Here is a 17049-nt window from a genome sequence, read left to right on the forward strand (position 1 = left end):
TTACATCCGCCCTGCGGTAAGCAAAAGCGATACACAGTTAATTATACAATGCAACGCATATCCCCACCAAAAACCATTTTTAAAACGGATAAACGTTATTGCCCAGCCCATTAAAAGCTGCGGCAATACGTATATGGGGTAAATCCATATCAGCGGCCATTGAATGGGTATGTAGTTGCCAATGTGCATTAAGCCAAATAAGCACATGGATAGGATAATTAACTGCTTACGGAAGCGGTGATCGCTAATGGAGAGGCCTGCCGGCACAAACAACATACCAGCCGTATAAATCAATACGCATGTGCTCAGCTGCAAGGCCAGGTTTAAACCTTTAATTTGAGTGAGATTATGAAAAATAGCGCCTGTAAATAAAAATACAGCAACCGAGCAAGCCAGCGCAATATGCCGTTTTTTTAAGGATAATGGGAGCCGGAAAACAACTTCTTCCAACAAGGGGCCGATGAGGGCGATGTAAACCACAGCCCGCCAATAACCCATTTTTTGAAAGAAATGTTTCATGCCGTCACGCCCTGCATTGCTAATCGTTTTTGCATGTAGTGTATGCACAACAAAATGGTCAGCAAGTACAATAAGTGGTGCGACTAAAAATAATGCGAGGAAAAGCAAGCCGTAGGTTTTGAAAAGGGTTGCTAAGCGCTCACCAACAGTTTGTGGTGATAACGAAAGTTCGGGAAACTGGCCAACGGTTAATAACTCTTTAAGCACAATGTAAGGATTAATGATCCGATTTAGTTATTTAAACCATCTTTCACCATTTGCCAGTCTTTGGATAAAATCTGTAAATGATGAACCAATGGCGATATTGTACTCTTTATCCAAGTCTATTAAAGGCGATAACACTATTCTGTACTTATTGCCTTCAAGAAATTCGATAGCTATAAATTCACTGCTCCCATTATTGCCAATACCAATAACATCGGGCATAGATTCAAATATTCCGTAGTTTAAATTGTAATCCATTAAAGCATCTGGATCTAAAAGGCGCAAAAACTCATTCCCAATAAAGTCGTCAAAGGGCTCAAAGTTTTCCAGGTAATACCTATAATCTTCGGGCAATTTGAATTTTATCAGGTCTTCAATTTCACTGCAAATACCACATGGGGTTACCTCTTTGAAATTAAAGCGATTGTCGATTAATAATTGCCCCAATGTATCCATTTTCAACATGTCAATCTGCTTCCGTCTCCCCTAAATACAAATCATCAATATCCTTCGCATATTTCTTTTCGATTACTTTGCGCTTGGCTTTCATGGTGGGGGTTATTTCGCCATCCTCAATGCTGAAAGGTTTGCGTTTTACCCGAAAGTTTTTTATTCGCTCAAATTTTGCCAGTTCGTTCGAGAATTTTTTGATATCCTGGCCAATCCATTCTACAATTTCTTTGTCATCGATAAATACGTCCGGCTTTTCAAAAAATTCATTGCTTAGTTTAAAAACTTCCTGCAGGGTTTCCTTCGCCGGTACAATTATGGCGGTAATGTACTCGCGTTTATCGCCAATTAAAAATAACTGTTCAATTTTGGGGCTTTTTAAATAGGTGTTTTCAACAGGTGTGGGGTATATGTTTTTACCATAGGCATTTACCAGCATGTTCTTCAACCTGTCGGTTATTTGCAGGTTGCCCCTGAAATACCGGCCAATATCGCCAGTATGGAACCAGCCATCCGCATCAATAACTGTCGCAGTTTCTTCTGGTTTGTTCCAATAGCCCTTCATCACACAATGCCCACGCACAATTATCTCACCTTCTTCCGATTGGAAATCTTCTTTAAAAGTATCGTGTGTTTGTATGGTATAAATTTGTTTGGTATCCACGTTTTGTATGGCCACCTCAATACCAGGAATAATACGTCCAACTGTACCGTAAATTATACGGTGATCCTCGGTAACTGACATTACCGGCGCTGTTTCTGTCAGCCCAAAGCCTTCCAGTATTTTGATTCCTAAATCGCCAAAAAACTCACCGATATTTTTAGGCAGAGCGCCGCCGCCAGACAGCATGATTTTTAATCTGCCGCCGGTCTTCTCCTTTATTTTACTGAATACCAATTTTTCGGCGAGTGCATGCTGGCTGCTCAATATCAGGCCCGGAGTTTTACCGGCTTCCTTTTTTAACCTAACCTCGCGGCCTACTTTAAGGGCCCACAAAAATATTTTCGATTTTACGCCGCCTGCGCTGGTGCCGTTTTTCATGGCCTTGTCGTGTATGCGCTCCAGTAAGCGGGGCACGCAGTTCATTATGGTGGGCCTAACTTCGGCCATGTTTTTTGCAAGCAGGTCGAGGCTTTGCGCAAAGGCTATCCGGCTGCCAGTAAAAAGGCAAACATGGTAAGTTGCGGTACGTTCAAATACATGCGATAGTGGCAAAAACGACAAGAAGATATCTGCGGTTTCAATAATCGGAATTTGTATTAAGCTTACCCTGGCATTTTCGGTAAGGTTATAATGGGTAAGCATCACACCTTTTGGCGTGCCGGTTGTGCCCGAAGTATAAATAAGGCACGATAAATCAGACGGTAAAATGCTTTCCCGGGCACCGTTAATCGCTCTTGTATAACTATCAACCAACGTTAAACCTTCCTCAATCACTTGTTTGAAGCCAATAACCCCTGCGTTGAGCGTTAGCTTGGCTACCGATTTTTCGAAATCGTCAAATGTCGGTATTACCCGTATTAAGTTGGGGCAGTTATTGGCTATCCGAACAATTTTCCGTAATAGGAAAGGGTTGCCGACAATAATCGTCCGTGCACCGGAGTCATTTAAAATATACTCTATATCCGTTTCTGAGAGGGTAGGGTAGATGGAGGTATTTACGGCGCCTATTTGCTGCAGCGCCTGGTCGTAATAAACGTAATCGGGGCCGTTTTCAACTATCAGGGCCAGCCTGTCGCCTTTTTTTATGCCGATGCTTAGTAACCAGGCCGAAATGGCATCTATCTTCTCAAGCGCCTGCCGGTAGCTGATCTCCACCCATACATCGCCAACTTTGTGGCTCATAAAGGTTTCAGTATCGGGATGGATGTTTTTTACAATATTGCGGATGAGGCTGGGGATAGTTGATTGTTCAGCGGCCGTGTTCATTCGTATAAAAAGGGTTTATAATGATAACAAATCTATTAAATGATTTCACAGATTGAAGAATATTTTAACACGATTAGAGGATTGAAAGGATTTTCAGGATTTGATTGGGATTTTGATTTTTTAAACTACATTTATGGCATAATTACTTTAACCACATATAAAATCAGGATTACCAAAAATCCGGCCTGCTAAACAGGTTGTTTTAGGTTGATTTACAAATTAGCCAGGGTACGTTACACCCAATTTCTTTCAAATTAATTAATACAATTTTGATACTTTAAGCATCTGCATTATTATGCGCTTTGCTTTTAATAATGATAAAAAATGGAACAAAAATCCAACAAAGAAATATTAGCCGACATGTATAGGCACATTATTCGCGATTTGCGCATTGATTTATTGGACGTATACGTCCACGAGGATTATATACAGCATAGCCCCATGCTGCCAGATGGAAAAGCCGGGCTGCTGAAAGCTTTAACTTATTTAAAAGCAATGCCAAAACCCGTAGAAGCGAGTCCTTCGCCGGTGGTGCGAATGATAGCGGAAGGCGATTTAGTAATGGCCCATCTTGATGTTACATTTATGGGTAAGCGCCGGGCAGTTATAGATATTTTCAGGTTTAGGGATGGCAAAGTAATTGAGCATTGGGATGTACAGCAGGATGTGCCGGATGAGATGCCACATGGGAATGGGATGTTTTAAAACTAATAAGCCCCGAATTTTCGGGGCTTATTAGTTTATTTTGTTATCGGTAACTGTTTTAACGCATCAGTCTCTAACCGGTATATTTCTTCAATGGGGACAACTTTGCGACTGTCTTTTTCTATATCCTTGCCTTCAACGGTCCACGTAAACGGGTAGATAGAAAATCCTTTATTGCCTGTTATTCCGGTCATATCGGCCCGCCAGCTCTTCCATCTTAACTTGTCATAAAATTGATCCATATTCCCCACCAAACAAAAATCGATAAACTCTGAGTAACCTATATGTAGCGATTCCCATTTTAAATCATCGGGCGCCAGGTAGTAAACCTTTCCCAACTCAGGGCCTAAAGCGCCGCCATTAATAGCAAAAAAGCCACCTATCACATCGTCGGCGACTAACAAAAATTGAGGCTTTTCTCCAAACTCCTTAAATGTTTTTCCTTTGTTCCATTCGGATAATGTGCGATCCAGTTTTTCATTTCCCGAACCTAATATTCTTATCCAGCCGTCATCAATTAAAATCCCACCAGAAAAATAAACGATAGCACCCATTATTGAATGCGTAGTTACCTGTGTTTGGTACAAAGTTTCGTTTGCCTTTGCCGGGTTTACAGGCAGAATTTCAAATTTATTCCGGGCTATTTTGGTAGCGTGCATAAATGCACCCCAGCCTGAAGTATCAGCAGTTAGCTCCTCAACCGGTCGCATTTTGCTCTGAGCAATAGAACTATTAATTCGGGCCAGCAAAAAGAAGCTTAGAATAAACAGGCTTAGTTTGAACGGATTTTTCATGACGTGTAAATATAGGAGGTAATATAAAACAAAAAAAAGCCCCGAAAAACGGGGCTTTTGAATTATAAAATATTTTGTGTTTTATACAGAAAAACTTTCCCCACACCCGCAAGTCCTGCTTGCATTCGGATTATGGAAATTAAACCCTTTGCCATTCAGTCCGTCCGAAAAATCAAGCTCGGTGCCGGCCAGGTAAAGGAACGATTTCATATCAAGGGCAATGCGTATATCCCGGTCTTCAAAAAACTGGTCGCCTTTTTTTATTTCGTTATCAAAATCAAGGTTGTATGATAAGCCCGAACATCCCCCTCCCTGTACAGATACCCTCAAGAAATAAGAAGCATCAAGCCCGGAATCAGTCATGAGATGATCTATTTTGCTTTTTGCTTTATCAGTTATTGTTATCATTTTTTGTTTAGATTCAAGAATCAAGAAAGCAAGAATCAAGAAAAATTAGTCTTGAATCTTGACTCTTATGGTCTTGGCTCTGTTCTTAGTGATGTACTTTTTCGCTTTCAATTGGCGCCATACCGTTTTTTACGCGGTAATCGTTAATTGCTGCTTTAATAGCATCTTCGGCCAATACCGAGCAGTGAATTTTTACCGGTGGCAAAGCCAGTTCTTCAACAATATCCATGTTGTCAATCTTCATGGCATCGTCAATGCTTTTACCTTTAAGCCATTCTGTAGCTAATGATGATGATGCAATAGCCGAACCGCAGCCGAATGTTTTAAACTTGGCGTCAGTAATCATATTGTTATCATCAACCTGGATTTGCAGGCGCATAACGTCGCCGCATTCAGGGGCACCAACCAAACCTGTACCTACCTTGTGGTTACTTTTGTCCAAAGTGCCAACATTGCGGGGGTTGGTGTAGTGGTCAATTACTTTTTCTGAATAAGCCATTTTTATCTTTATTAATAGTCGTTGTAATAGTTGTTATATCAAAAATAATTCCGAAATCGACAATCCGACTCCCGAAATCAATATTAATGTTCTGCCCACTCAATCGAGTCAAGGTCAATTCCTTCTTTAAACATTTCCCAAAGTGGTGAAAGTTCACGAAGGTGGGTTACTGCTTTTTTGGTTACCTCAACAGCGTAGTCAACTTCCTCATCGGTTGTAAACCTGCCCAAGCCAAAACGGATTGAAGAATGCGCCAAATCGTCTGACAAACCAAGGCTTTTCAACACGTATGATGGCTCCAATGAAGCTGATGTACAGGCCGAACCGGATGACACTGCCAGATCTTTCATAGCCATCATTAAGCCTTCGCCTTCAACATATTTGAAGGAAATATTGGCTACATGTGGTAAGCGATGCTCAACATTGCCGTTTACATAGCTTTCTTCTAGCACAGTTAATTCAGCCTGCAGCCTGTCGCGCATTACAGATAAGCGTTTTGCTTCGCTTTCCATTTCAAGTCCGCAAAGCTCACAAGCTTTACCAAGACCAACAATACCCGGAACGTTCAAGGTGCCAGAACGCATGCCGCGCTCGTGGCCGCCACCGTCCATTTGAGCGGTAACTTTAACCCTTGGGCCTTTGCGGCGCACGTATAATGCACCAACGCCCTTAGGTCCGTATATTTTGTGTGCCGATAAAGCCAGTAAGTCGATACCGTCTTTATTTACATCCACAGGGATTTTGCCAACTGCTTGCACAGCATCTGTCATAAACAATGCGCCGTGTTTGTGTGCAATGGCAGATATTTCTTTTATGGGTTGGATAACGCCGATCTCGTTATTGCCATACATTACCGATACCAGGATAGTTTCAGGTGTCATAGCTGCTTCAAGCAGGGCAAGGTCAAGTATGCCATCTTCTTTAACAGGCAGGTAAGTAACTTTTCCGCCTAGTTTTTCAACGTGTTTGCAGGCATCCAGCACAGCTTTATGTTCTGTAACCGTGGTTATAATATGGTTGCCTTTTTCTTTGTACATCTCAAACACGCCTTTAATTGCAAGGTTGTCTGACTCTGTTGCACCCGATGTGAAAATAATTTCCTTTTCGCTGGCGCCTATTAATTTGGCCACCTGCTCGCGCGCATAATCGACACCTTCTTCGGCTACCCAGCCAAATGGGTGGTTACGGCTTGCGGCATTGCCAAATTTTGTAGTGAAATAAGGCAGCATGGCCTCAAGTACCCTTGGGTCCATCGGCGTTGTGGCGTTATTATCTAAATAGATCGGGAGATTCATAGTTCAAAAATATTAACAAAACAAAGGTAGGTAACTTTTATTTAAAATCATTAAAAATAAGGACTAAAATACCTTAAACCAGTCAATAATTTACAATATTTGGACATGAAGAAGATAGAGCATATTGGAATTGCCGTAAGTAACCTGCAAACCGCCGGCGAGATATACCAAAAGCTGCTGAATACAACTGTTTATAAAACAGAAGAAGTGCTATCTGAAGGAGTAAAAACGGCTTTTTTGATGAATGGGCCCAATAAAATAGAGTTGCTGGAAGCTACCAACCCCGACAGCCCGATAGCCAAATTTATCGCTAAAAAAGGGGAGGGGATACATCATATAGCGTTTGATGTGAGCGATATAAGGGCCGAAATGTCGAGGTTAAAGACTGAAGGTTTTGTGTTGTTGAATGATGAACCAAAGCCAGGTGCTGATAATAAACTGGTTTGTTTTGTGCACCCCAAGAGTGCGAATGGGGTGCTGATAGAGTTGTGCCAGGAGGTTAAATAACAGGTAGCTTTTTTGAGAAAGTGGGTTTACGTTGGGTTTACACTTTTTAGGGTTTACACTTTATTATATCGTTGATAATCAAATATTTAAGTCGAAATACTATATGACTTGGGGTTTGCACTGTTAACTCAAAATATAAGCACTCCACTTATCTGCAAAATTTCCGAAAAGTTAAGAAAACCATATCTTCAGGCAACAATCCGTCCAAAATAACGTATTAAACGACTGTAAGTCGTTTTGATCAAATCGAAAAATAAAGCATCACGACTAAAAGCAGATTTCAGTTGAAACGGATAGTTTGTGAACGATGAACAGTAACTACATGATGCGTGGAATAATAGCAATAATGGCCTTAGCATCATTTACGATGTGTGCCAAAAAAACGGTAGGTGTTGAAATCGGACAGCCGGCCGGCGACACAATAACTAATCCTGTAAACCCCACCGATCCCACAATTGATTGTACCTATACTGTTCGGCCACCTCAATGGCAGGTTGACGGAACTAAAATAACAGCAGGATCTGTTTTATGCATACCCGCGGGAACCAGGGGGGCTTTATTATTAAAAAATTTGAAGGGCACTGCCGACAAACCGATTATTATTATAAATAAGGGTGGCCAGGTAATTTTTACAGCAGCGCTTACCGCTGGGTACGCATTTAAAACACAAAATTGCCAGTACTTTAAGATAAAGGGGAATGGTGCATCCGGCATAAAATATGGATTTGCAGTAGATGGTGGTAACATCGGCATGACGATGGATGATCTCAGCTCTGACTTTGAAATTCAAAATGTTGAAGTCCGCAATAGCGGATTTGCCGGCATCATGGCAAAAACGGACCCGACATGTGATGCAGCAACGCAACGTGGTCACTTCACCATGAAAAATGTACTGCTGCACGATAATTATGTACATAAAACCGGTGGCGAAGGCTTTTATATCGGCAATTCTTTCTATGCAGATGGAATGTCGATAGCATGTGGCAAGGTTTTACCTCACGACGTAGTAAATGCCAGGGTGTACAATAACATTACCGATTCCACGGGTTGCGAAGGTATACAGGTTGGCAGTGCCGTTTCAGGATGCGAGATTTATGGTAATACAGTTAAGTCGCCGGGATTAACACCTTTTGCAAACGGCCAGAACAATGGCATACAAATAGGCGAGGGCACCGGCGGGAAATGTTATAACAATCTTATTAAAAACGCACCCGGCAACGGGATAATAGTATTGGGCCTTGGCGACAACCTGGTGTTTAACAATTATATTCTTAACTCCGGCGACAACGGCATTTTTGCGGATTCGAGGTATACGCCTGGGCCTAATTTTCAGTTTATAAATAATACCATTGTCGCGCCAGCATCTGATGGCATTAAGTTAGACTCCGAAACTATCCCGATGAATACCGTTATTAATAATGTTATTATAAATCCCGGGTCCGGCACCGCCGTGTTCAAAAAGAGCAGTAGTGTTAAGCTCACGGCATCAAATAACTTTATTAATAAAGATATCAACACCTGCAAGTTTATTAATTATACCGGCGGTGACTTTCATTTGCAACCGTCGTCCCCGCTTATCGACGCCGGTGTAGATATGTCATCGTATGGTGTAGCTTTTGACTATTATCATATTGTGCGCCCATCCGGCATCGGTTTTGATATCGGGGCGACGGAATACAAATAGAACCGGGATTGAGCGGATTTGGGGATTTTCTCGATTTTAATCACAGCTAATCCCAATCCGATGAATCCTTGAATCCGTTTAATCCTGGTTCAGACACAAAAAATAAATTACCTATTTCTACTTTTAAATATAATTACTACATTTGCACCTCTTTTATAAGGAAGTTATAACACAATGAAAAAAGATCTGCATCCATCAAACTATAGATTAGTTGTTTTTAAAGACATGTCGAACGACTACGCTTTTATAACTAAATCATGCATCGACAGCCGCGAGACCATAAAATGGGAAGATGGCAATGATTACCCGTTGATTAAATTAGAAATTTCGCATACATCGCACCCTTTCTACACCGGTAAAATGAAACTGGTTGATACTGCAGGGCGTATTGATAAATTCCGTACCCGTTACAACAAAAAGTAATTTTGCTTTTTCGATAAAATATTTACGAGTCTCCCGGTACATCGGGGGACTTTTTTTATTTTTGCAGCATGGCTATTATCTTATTCGACGATAACGCACACCAAACACTTCTGCCTTTAACTTTTACCCGGCCGGTTGCCGATTTACGAATCGGTATACTTACCATTGCGGAAAAGTGGGGGAAATATTTAAATCTTTCAGCCTCGTACCATACCCAGCCCTGGCTGCAGGGCAAGTTTCCCTTTAAAATAGAGCAGGAGAACATATTCATTTTTGGTGGCGTTTGCCCCGACGAATATTTGCTCGACGTAATAGCTAAGCTGCAAAATGGCGGGGCATTAAAATATGCCGACCAATTATTGGCTGTAAGGCTAAATGCTGCCGATGCCGCAGATTTTGATCCGAAAGCCGATTTTTCATCTGTCACCGTCCTGGAGAATACCCCGGTAATCATCAGGTTTCCAGAGGATATTTTCCGCAAAAACGATATTGAGCTTCGCAAGGACTATACGCTGCTTACCAAAGGCCGCACCAGCGCGACTATCGATGCGACTAATATTATTATAGGTAACGATTTTTTTGCCGAGGAAGGCGCTATTGCTCATTGCTCAACCTTTAACACCACCAACGGGCCAATTTACCTGGCCGCCAAAACCGAGGTCTGGGAAGGTTCCCACATACGCGGTGCTTTTGCCATTTGCGAAAACTCGCATGTAAAAATGGGCTCAAAAATTTATGGCGCAACCACCGTTGGACCGTATTGCAGGGTAGGGGGCGAAATAAACAATGCTGTTATTTGGGGTTATTCGTCAAAAGGACATGAAGGTTATTTAGGAAATGCTGTTTTAGGCGAATGGTGCAACATAGGCGCCGATACCAATAACTCGAACCTTAAAAATAATTACGATGGCGTGAAGCTGTGGGATTACAATACCCAGCGCTTCCGCAAAACCGGCCTCCAATTCTGCGGACTAATAATGGCCGATCATGCCAAGTGCGCTATCAACACCATGTTTAACACAGGTACAGTAGTGGGCGTAAGCGCCAATGTATTTGGCGCTGGTTTTCCCCGCAATTTTGTACCCGATTTTTCGTGGGGCGGCGCACAGGGCTACGAGGTGTATTCCATAAAAAAAATGTTTGAAACTGCCGAACGTGTTTTTGCCCGCCGCGATCACCGTACGTTTGATGAACACGAAAAGCATATTTTACAGGCAGTATTTGAACTAACGGAAGAATTTAGGCGCTTTTAGTGAGCGGTTGAATAAGTTGATTAGGTGAATGGTTAATCAACAATCAACAGGCATAACAATTTGACCCAACTCAATCAACTCAATCAACATAATCCAATTAATCAACTTTAAAATGAGAAAAAAAATTGTCGCTGGAAACTGGAAAATGAACCTTGACTATAACGAAGGTTTGGCCCTGTTTTCTGAAATCATAAATATGTTTAAAGACGAGGCTACCGGACAGCAACATGCTGTGGTTTGCAGCCCGTTTATACACTTGCATAGCCTGGTGCAATTGGCAAAAGGTTATCATAATGTAGGCGTTGGCGCACAAAATGCCCACCAGGCCGAAGCCGGTGCCTATACCGGTGAAATTTCAGCCAAAATGGTTAAATCTGTTGGTGCAGGTTATGTTATTTTGGGCCACTCAGAGCGCCGCCAGTATTTTGGTGAAAGTAACGAATTGCTTGCCAAAAAAACGGACACCGCTTTAGCTCACGATCTTACCCCAATATTTTGTATAGGCGAAACATTGCAGGAGCGCGAAGCTAACCAGCATTTTGATATTATTAAAAGCCAGCTGGTTGAAGGTATCTTCCATTTGGATGCAACGCAATTTGGCAAACTTGTAATTGCTTATGAGCCGGTTTGGGCTATTGGTACGGGCGTAACCGCATCGTCAGACCAGGCACAGGAGATACACGCCTTTATCCGTAAGGAAATTGCCGCGAAATACAACCAGCAGGTAGCCAATGACACCTCCATTTTGTACGGTGGCAGCTGCAACCCCAAAAACGCCCCAGAGCTTTTTGCCCAGCCAGATATTGATGGCGGTTTGATCGGCGGCGCATCGCTTAAGTCGCGCGATTTTATCGATATTGTGAAAGTGTTTAACTAGAAGTCCGAAAGACCGAAAGTCAGTAAAGTCCGAAAGACGAAAGGTGTTGTAGTTCACTGCAAGTCATCTTCCGGACTTTCGGACTTTTCCGACTTCGGACTCCCATCCCCATGAAAAAGCTGCTGCGATTCTTTCTGCCGCCTTTTATTGGCTTTTCCGCTTTTTTTGTGGGGATACGGTACAGCTCGCTCTATTTTGAACTAAAATTTGATGAGATGGGCCTGGGCGACCTGAAAAGCTTTATGGCTTTTTACCGGTACACAATGCCCTTGCTGTTTGTTGTTGCTGTGTTAACGCAATTATTGGTGATAGCGCCTGTATGGCGTGCCATGAAGGTGAAGACTGCCGCAGACAAGATAAACGTCATCATCGACCTTTGTTTTATATGCGTTTTATTTGCCTTCGGGATAGCTTACATCATTTGGGACCCCCACGCGGGCATTAACAGACTGGTTAAGCTCACCGGTTTCCTATCAGCAGTACAATTGGCTTATTGGTTTATAAATTTGATAATATTGTATTTGATAGAATAGGAACCGCTGAATTTTTTGATTTCGCTGATTGTTTGTTCAGGGAAAAAACTCAAATCACTCGTCTTAAATCTCATATCTAAAAAATGAACTACTACGAATTACTTTTTACCACTATAACTACCGAGGATTATCAGCAGGATTTACTGATAAATGCTTTGGGCGAAATTGGGTTTGATACTTTTGAGGAGCTTGATTTTGGGTTTAAAGCCTACATACCAGCAAACGATTTTAATCAGCAGTTGCTCGACGAAACGCTAACTGCTTACCAGGATATGTTTACGTTTAGCTACGACATTACGCTGATACCACAAAAAAACTGGAATGAGGTGTGGGAGAGTAATTTTGAGCCGATTGAAATTGGTAACCAGATTTTTGTGCGGGCTACCTTTCACCAGCCAAGGCCCGAGTTTAAATACGAGATTGTTATCGATCCTAAAATGGCGTTCGGCACCGGGCACCATCAAACCACATCAATGATGCTGCAACTGATGCTTGAGAATGATTTTTCAGGTAAGAAAGTACTTGACATGGGCTGCGGTACAGGTATTTTAGCCATAATGGCATCCAAACTTGGCGCTGCGGAGATTGTCGCTATTGATTATGACCCGGTTTGCTATGAAAGCACTATCGAGAACGCTAATTTGAATAATACCGATAACATTACGGCTCTTTGCGGTTCGAAAGAAGTTATACCGGCAGTAGTTTTCGATACCATATTGGCCAACATCAACCGTAATATCCTTATAGATCAGATGGAAAGCTACAGTGAAGTGCTGAAACCGGGCAACGAGATTTATTTCAGCGGATTTTACGAAACGCCCGATCTGGAAATAATTACAGATGAGGCCCGTAAATATGGCCTGAAATATATCAGCCACAAAAAGGATAAGGACTGGGTTGCCGCCAAGTTTGTAAAGTAAAGAAACAATGCTGCGCATCTTTACTCCATAGGGTCGTACCGTATATTTACATTAACACTATGTAAATATTTACTAATTTTTTTCTTATATTTAGGGTAATAAATTAATGTTGTTTTTTTAACTCGAACGATATTAATTTATTTGGTAATGCGTTTCCATTGTAGCTTGCAACACTGATTTGGTGAAATGAAAACTTATCTTGTCCCTATTGATTTTTCGGCCGCGGCTGAACATGCTGCCGAATTTGCCGCTGCATTGAGCCACCAAACCGAGGTTGAGCACATTATTTTGTTGAATGCCTACTACGTTTCGATGTACGAAACTATACTGCCTAACCCCGATATGGTGTTGGTGAGAGAAGAGGAAGTTGAACAAAATGCCGCCGAAAGGCTGCGAAACCTGGAGAAATACGCAGAAAAGCTTCAGGAAAAGGTCAGGCCGGGTGTTAAAATAACCACGCATCTAAACCGTACCCACCTGTTGCGGGCGGTTGTCGAAAATGCAATCAGTAAAAATGCCGACCTCGTTATACTGGGGAGCAAGGGCAACAGTAGCAACAGCGATGCAAAAATAGGCAGCCACGTTGTTAAAATTGCAAAAGCATGCCCGGTTCCGGTAATTGTCGTGCCGCCGGTGTATGGCATCGAAGACATTAACCGTGTTGTGGTGGCCTGCGACTTTAATAAAGTGACGGAAGCTGCGCCGTTGGCTTCATTAATAAAGGTATTAAACCGGAGAAAGTTTAACCCCTTGGTTGTAAATATTGATAATAGAGCAGGTACTGCAGAAGGGGAGGCCGAAAAAATAGCAGAAGGTACTGCCCTTTATGATACCTTGAAGCCATATCACCCTAAGTATTATTTTATTAACCACCCGGATATTATTAATGGCATACTGCATTTTGCCAAGCAGCATGATGCCCAGATAGTGATAGCGCTTCCGCATAAGTATAGTTTTTTACAGTCGTTATTACATACAAGCATATCGCAGCAATTGCTCGAGAGTTCTGCTGTACCGGTATTATTATTAAAATAGCTAATATGATTTTGAATGCTTTTTAAAGGAAACGAACAATTATTAGCTATAAATAATAATTATTAATATATTAGATTTTTTAAAGTAATAGTTCAGCTTCTGCCTCAAATAAAATATTATACAAAATAGTTGATAATTAGATAGATATTAGATATTATTGTAACTTTATTAACTATCGCGAAATCTTTTAACCTTTAATATTAAATGAAGACACTCGGAAAAAAAATCAGGTTATTACGCCACCAAAAAGGATGGAGCCAGGAGGATGTTGCTAAAAGATTGGATATTTCTATCCCTGCCTTTTCGAAAATTGAAACGGGTATTACCGATATCAATTTATCAAGGCTTGAGCAGATAGCTGCTTTGTTTGAAATGTCGGTAGTGCAATTACTTACTTTTACTGATGCCGAACAGGATCAGAAAGTAATTAATGAGCTGGAAACCATTAACAAAAAATTAATGGACCGCGAAACGGAAGTTATCGATCTGCAAAAAAAGGTTATAGAGTTATTTGAAGAATTAAGGCACAACAAAATAACTGCCTGAAAATAGTCGGCACGAATGAGCTCGAATTGAATTAGCACAAATTCGTTCGAATTTATTCGAATTTCACGAATTTGTTAAAAGCGGGCTCACAGGTTATTTACCAAATCAACCTGATTCTTAATTAAGGGCTTGTTAAATTTAAAGGCAAATCATGGCCGCTATCGAACTAACCCAACTCGTGTAATTCGATAAAATTCGTGATGATTAGTGCCAATAAATTCGTGAAATTAGTGTCAATTAAAAATGTAGCGCATCGTTAAGTGCTTCTTTCCAAATACCGCCCCCATTGCATTGTGCATCGCTATCATCTTATCGTTAAAGTCGCCAACCCACGATAGTTCGAGTTCGGTATATTGGTTTAATGGCAAAACATATTCGCCCAGCGTAATAAACAACGCTGACTCGATGCCATGATTTTGAAATTTTTGTTTGGTGCCCATCACAATTGCCCGCATACGGTTAACGCCTCTCCATTTCTTGTATACAAACTTTAACTTGCCAATTAAATCCAGTTTGCCTTTTAACGGCTTTATCATAGGGTTAGCATCTGGTAAAACTATTAAAAACGATACCGGTTCATTGTTTACATAGGCAAACCATATGAGGTTTTCATCCATTAATGGTTTCATTTTATTGAAACTCTCAGCAATGGTAGCCTGGGTAATAGGTACAAAATTTTCGAAGTCCTTCCAGGCATCGTTGTAAATCTCCTCAAAGTCGGTCGCAAATTTTTCTATCTTACCTGCCGTCAGGTGTTTAAATTCATAGCCCGGCTTTTGTGTAACCCATTTAGCTATTTTATAAAATCGCTCGGGGAAGGGTTTTACAATATCCAGGTGATTGGTGATCTGCGCATATAAGGTCTTAAAGCCGTAATGTTCAAAAAAGGGCTGGTAATACGGCGGATTATAGTTCATCCCATATGACGGCGAAATGAAGCCGTCAACCAGCAGGCCCCAAAAATTATCATTCTCGCCAAAGTTTATCGGGCCATCCATTGCCTGCATGCCGTTTTCGGTCAGCCACTTTTTTGCAGTGTCGAAAAGTAGAAACGCGGCTTTTTCGTCGTCAATACATTCAAAAAAGCCAATGCCGCCGGTGGGCTGCTCATAGTTATATGCCTTTTTGTTATTGATGAACGCGGCTATGCGGCCAATAAGTTTACCATCATCGCCGGTAAGTATCCACCGTGTGCATTTACCGTCGTTATGAAAGTTGTTTTTCGCCGGGTCAAATACGGCTTCTATGTCGTTATCAAGCGGGCAAACCCACACATCGTCGTTTTTGTAAATTATTCTTGCAGTATCTAAAAAAGCTTTTTTTGTTGCTTTGTCTTTTACTTCGGTTATTGTCATAATTATCAGGGCTTTTTGGTGAGTATCGGTATATCTCACGTAAATCCTTCTCGGAGGGCGAGGGTTAAAACGCCGCCGCTTTTTAGAACCCTCTCCTTTAGGAGAGGGCAGGGTGAGGCAAAAAAAAGCATCCACAGGCATTGCCGGGATGCTTTAAAGTAGATCTTATTTACAGATTAATAATCGTCGTCGTCGTCGTCATCACCATAACTCTCAAATCCTAAATCGTCTAAAGGGCCGTCAAAATCATCGTCGTCGTCATCTACCTTCTTTTTGGGTGTCTGATCAAGCGTGCTATCATCATCATCTTCATCCTCGCCCGTGTTTTCAACTTTTTTTGTTACAGGTTTTTTTGGAGTTCCCATTGCCATGAATTTTATAGTAAAACTGTTTTCATTAAATAAATGCACACAAGTGCAATTATCGTGTTGCTGTTTTTATTTCTTAGTAAAAATAATCAAAATCATTTTCATTAAAAACATCATTTACAAAAAAAATATTTTCTGATTGTTTTTCAGGAAATTACAAAATTATTCGGACTGTTCGCCTATTGAAACGCCATTACTGGCAAAATCTTTCATTTGTGGCAGTTCGGCGATGTCGTTTATGCCAAAATAGTCCATAAACAGCGCACTGGTGCCATAAAGTATGGGCTTACCCAAAGCTTCAGATTTACCAACAATGGTAATTAATTCTTTTTCCAGCAGTTTTTGTATCGAGTAATCGCAGTTTACGCCGCGTATTTGCTCTACATCGGGCTTGGTTACCGGTTGTTTATAAGCGATAATCGCAAGCGTTTCCAATGCAGCCTGGCTCAGTTTCTTTTTCGACCGTTGGGCCTGCAGCAGGCTGATGACCTGGTGATAATCCTTTTTTGTTAAAAACTGGTAGCCGTTGTTGAGTTTAACTATCTCAATGGCAAACCGGCTGTCGTGGTATTTATTGGTGATATTTTGCAGGTGGGTATTTATTTCATCCTCACTAAAATCCTGGCCAAAGGCTGATTGCAGACAATAAAGAATTTCTTCGGTACGAATACTTTGTTCCGATGCAAATATTAAAGCTTCAATGTATTGTCCGATGTTGTCCATTTGTAGTCCCGGAGAGCCCGG

At 41.4% G+C, this 17049-nt stretch carries 20 protein-coding genes; 10 read left to right on the forward strand and 10 right to left on the reverse strand.

Translation table 11 applies throughout. The annotated features are described in order from the left end of the window. From NAF19_RS08410 to NAF19_RS08420, 3 genes are read right to left on the reverse strand one after another with little or no spacing between them, the layout of a single operon-like run. Positions 1-726 carry a CPBP family glutamic-type intramembrane protease gene (locus NAF19_RS08410; RefSeq protein ID WP_252789481.1) on the reverse strand — a complete coding sequence of 242 codons (726 nt, stop codon included), beginning with the start codon at positions 724-726 and terminating at the stop codon, positions 1-3. Positions 727-753: 27 nt separating this feature from the next. Further along, on the reverse strand, positions 754-1179 hold the full coding sequence (locus tag NAF19_RS08415) for an SMI1/KNR4 family protein (RefSeq protein WP_252789482.1): 426 nt from the start codon (positions 1177-1179) through the stop codon (positions 754-756). Positions 1180-1189: 10 nt separating this feature from the next. Further along, positions 1190-3103 (reverse strand): AMP-dependent synthetase/ligase, encoded by a 1914-nt coding sequence (locus NAF19_RS08420; protein ID WP_252789484.1) that lies wholly within the window; start codon positions 3101-3103, stop codon positions 1190-1192. A gap of 324 nt (positions 3104-3427) precedes the next feature. On the opposite strand from NAF19_RS08420, the gene NAF19_RS08425 reads away from it, so the two are divergent. Then, the gene (locus tag NAF19_RS08425; protein WP_252789485.1) at positions 3428-3808 is read left to right on the forward strand and encodes a nuclear transport factor 2 family protein; all 381 of its coding nucleotides are present in this window, start codon (positions 3428-3430) and stop codon (positions 3806-3808) included. 35 nt (positions 3809-3843) lie between these two features. On the opposite strand, the gene NAF19_RS08430 is transcribed toward NAF19_RS08425, so the two are convergent. The 4 genes from NAF19_RS08430 to NAF19_RS08445 form a co-directional block, all read right to left on the reverse strand. After that, entirely contained in the window at positions 3844-4602 is a 759-nt protein-coding gene (locus tag NAF19_RS08430; protein WP_252789486.1) for a DUF2625 domain-containing protein, read from the reverse strand. A gap of 81 nt (positions 4603-4683) precedes the next feature. Next, positions 4684-5010, reverse strand: a complete 327-nt coding sequence (locus NAF19_RS08435) for a HesB/IscA family protein (protein ID WP_252789489.1) — start codon at positions 5008-5010, stop codon at positions 4684-4686. 85 nt (positions 5011-5095) lie between these two features. Next, positions 5096-5509 (reverse strand): Fe-S cluster assembly scaffold IscU, encoded by a 414-nt coding sequence (gene iscU, locus NAF19_RS08440; protein WP_073401315.1) that lies wholly within the window; start codon positions 5507-5509, stop codon positions 5096-5098. 83 nt (positions 5510-5592) lie between these two features. Next, positions 5593-6804, reverse strand: coding sequence for an IscS subfamily cysteine desulfurase (locus tag NAF19_RS08445; protein WP_252789491.1), 1212 nt, complete (start codon positions 6802-6804; stop codon positions 5593-5595). A 105-nt stretch (positions 6805-6909) separates the two neighbouring features. Here NAF19_RS08445 and mce point away from each other — a divergent pair, with 105 nt between their 5' ends. The 9 genes from mce (at position 6910) to NAF19_RS08490 (ending at position 14582) form a co-directional block, all read left to right on the forward strand. Then, positions 6910-7311 carry a methylmalonyl-CoA epimerase gene (mce, locus tag NAF19_RS08450; RefSeq protein ID WP_252789493.1) on the forward strand — a complete coding sequence of 134 codons (402 nt, stop codon included), beginning with the start codon at positions 6910-6912 and terminating at the stop codon, positions 7309-7311. Positions 7312-7618: 307 nt separating this feature from the next. Continuing rightward, positions 7619-8995, forward strand: coding sequence for a right-handed parallel beta-helix repeat-containing protein (locus tag NAF19_RS08455; RefSeq protein ID WP_252789494.1), 1377 nt, complete (start codon positions 7619-7621; stop codon positions 8993-8995). A 174-nt stretch (positions 8996-9169) separates the two neighbouring features. After that, the gene (locus tag NAF19_RS08460) at positions 9170-9418 is read left to right on the forward strand and encodes a type B 50S ribosomal protein L31 (protein ID WP_252789496.1); all 249 of its coding nucleotides are present in this window, start codon (positions 9170-9172) and stop codon (positions 9416-9418) included. 68 nt (positions 9419-9486) lie between these two features. Continuing rightward, the gene (locus NAF19_RS08465; RefSeq protein ID WP_252789498.1) at positions 9487-10671 is read left to right on the forward strand and encodes a GlmU family protein; all 1185 of its coding nucleotides are present in this window, start codon (positions 9487-9489) and stop codon (positions 10669-10671) included. Positions 10672-10783: 112 nt separating this feature from the next. Next, positions 10784-11548 carry a triose-phosphate isomerase gene (gene tpiA / locus NAF19_RS08470; RefSeq protein WP_252789499.1) on the forward strand — a complete coding sequence of 255 codons (765 nt, stop codon included), beginning with the start codon at positions 10784-10786 and terminating at the stop codon, positions 11546-11548. Between the two features lie 110 nt (positions 11549-11658). Beyond that, positions 11659-12081 (forward strand): hypothetical protein, encoded by a 423-nt coding sequence (locus NAF19_RS08475; RefSeq protein WP_252789501.1) that lies wholly within the window; start codon positions 11659-11661, stop codon positions 12079-12081. A gap of 83 nt (positions 12082-12164) precedes the next feature. Next, positions 12165-13001, forward strand: a complete 837-nt coding sequence (gene prmA / locus NAF19_RS08480) for a 50S ribosomal protein L11 methyltransferase (RefSeq protein WP_252789503.1) — start codon at positions 12165-12167, stop codon at positions 12999-13001. A 186-nt stretch (positions 13002-13187) separates the two neighbouring features. Beyond that, complete coding sequence (locus NAF19_RS08485) at positions 13188-14036, forward strand: universal stress protein (protein ID WP_252789504.1); 849 nt, start codon at positions 13188-13190, stop codon at positions 14034-14036. 204 nt (positions 14037-14240) lie between these two features. Then, entirely contained in the window at positions 14241-14582 is a 342-nt protein-coding gene (locus NAF19_RS08490; protein WP_252789506.1) for a helix-turn-helix domain-containing protein, read from the forward strand. Positions 14583-14815: 233 nt separating this feature from the next. Here the strand turns inward: NAF19_RS08490 and NAF19_RS08495 are convergent, their stop codons facing one another. The 3 genes from NAF19_RS08495 to scpB form a co-directional block, all read right to left on the reverse strand. Further along, positions 14816-15937 (reverse strand): GNAT family N-acetyltransferase, encoded by a 1122-nt coding sequence (locus NAF19_RS08495; protein ID WP_252789508.1) that lies wholly within the window; start codon positions 15935-15937, stop codon positions 14816-14818. A gap of 176 nt (positions 15938-16113) precedes the next feature. Beyond that, positions 16114-16302 (reverse strand): hypothetical protein, encoded by a 189-nt coding sequence (locus NAF19_RS08500; protein ID WP_252789510.1) that lies wholly within the window; start codon positions 16300-16302, stop codon positions 16114-16116. Between the two features lie 165 nt (positions 16303-16467). Then, positions 16468-17028 (reverse strand): SMC-Scp complex subunit ScpB, encoded by a 561-nt coding sequence (gene scpB, locus NAF19_RS08505; protein ID WP_252789512.1) that lies wholly within the window; start codon positions 17026-17028, stop codon positions 16468-16470. Positions 17029-17049: the final 21 nt, after the last annotated feature.

The sequence above is a fragment of the Mucilaginibacter flavidus genome (genome assembly GCF_024055575.1).
Lineage (GTDB): Bacteria > Bacteroidota > Bacteroidia > Sphingobacteriales > Sphingobacteriaceae > Mucilaginibacter > Mucilaginibacter flavidus.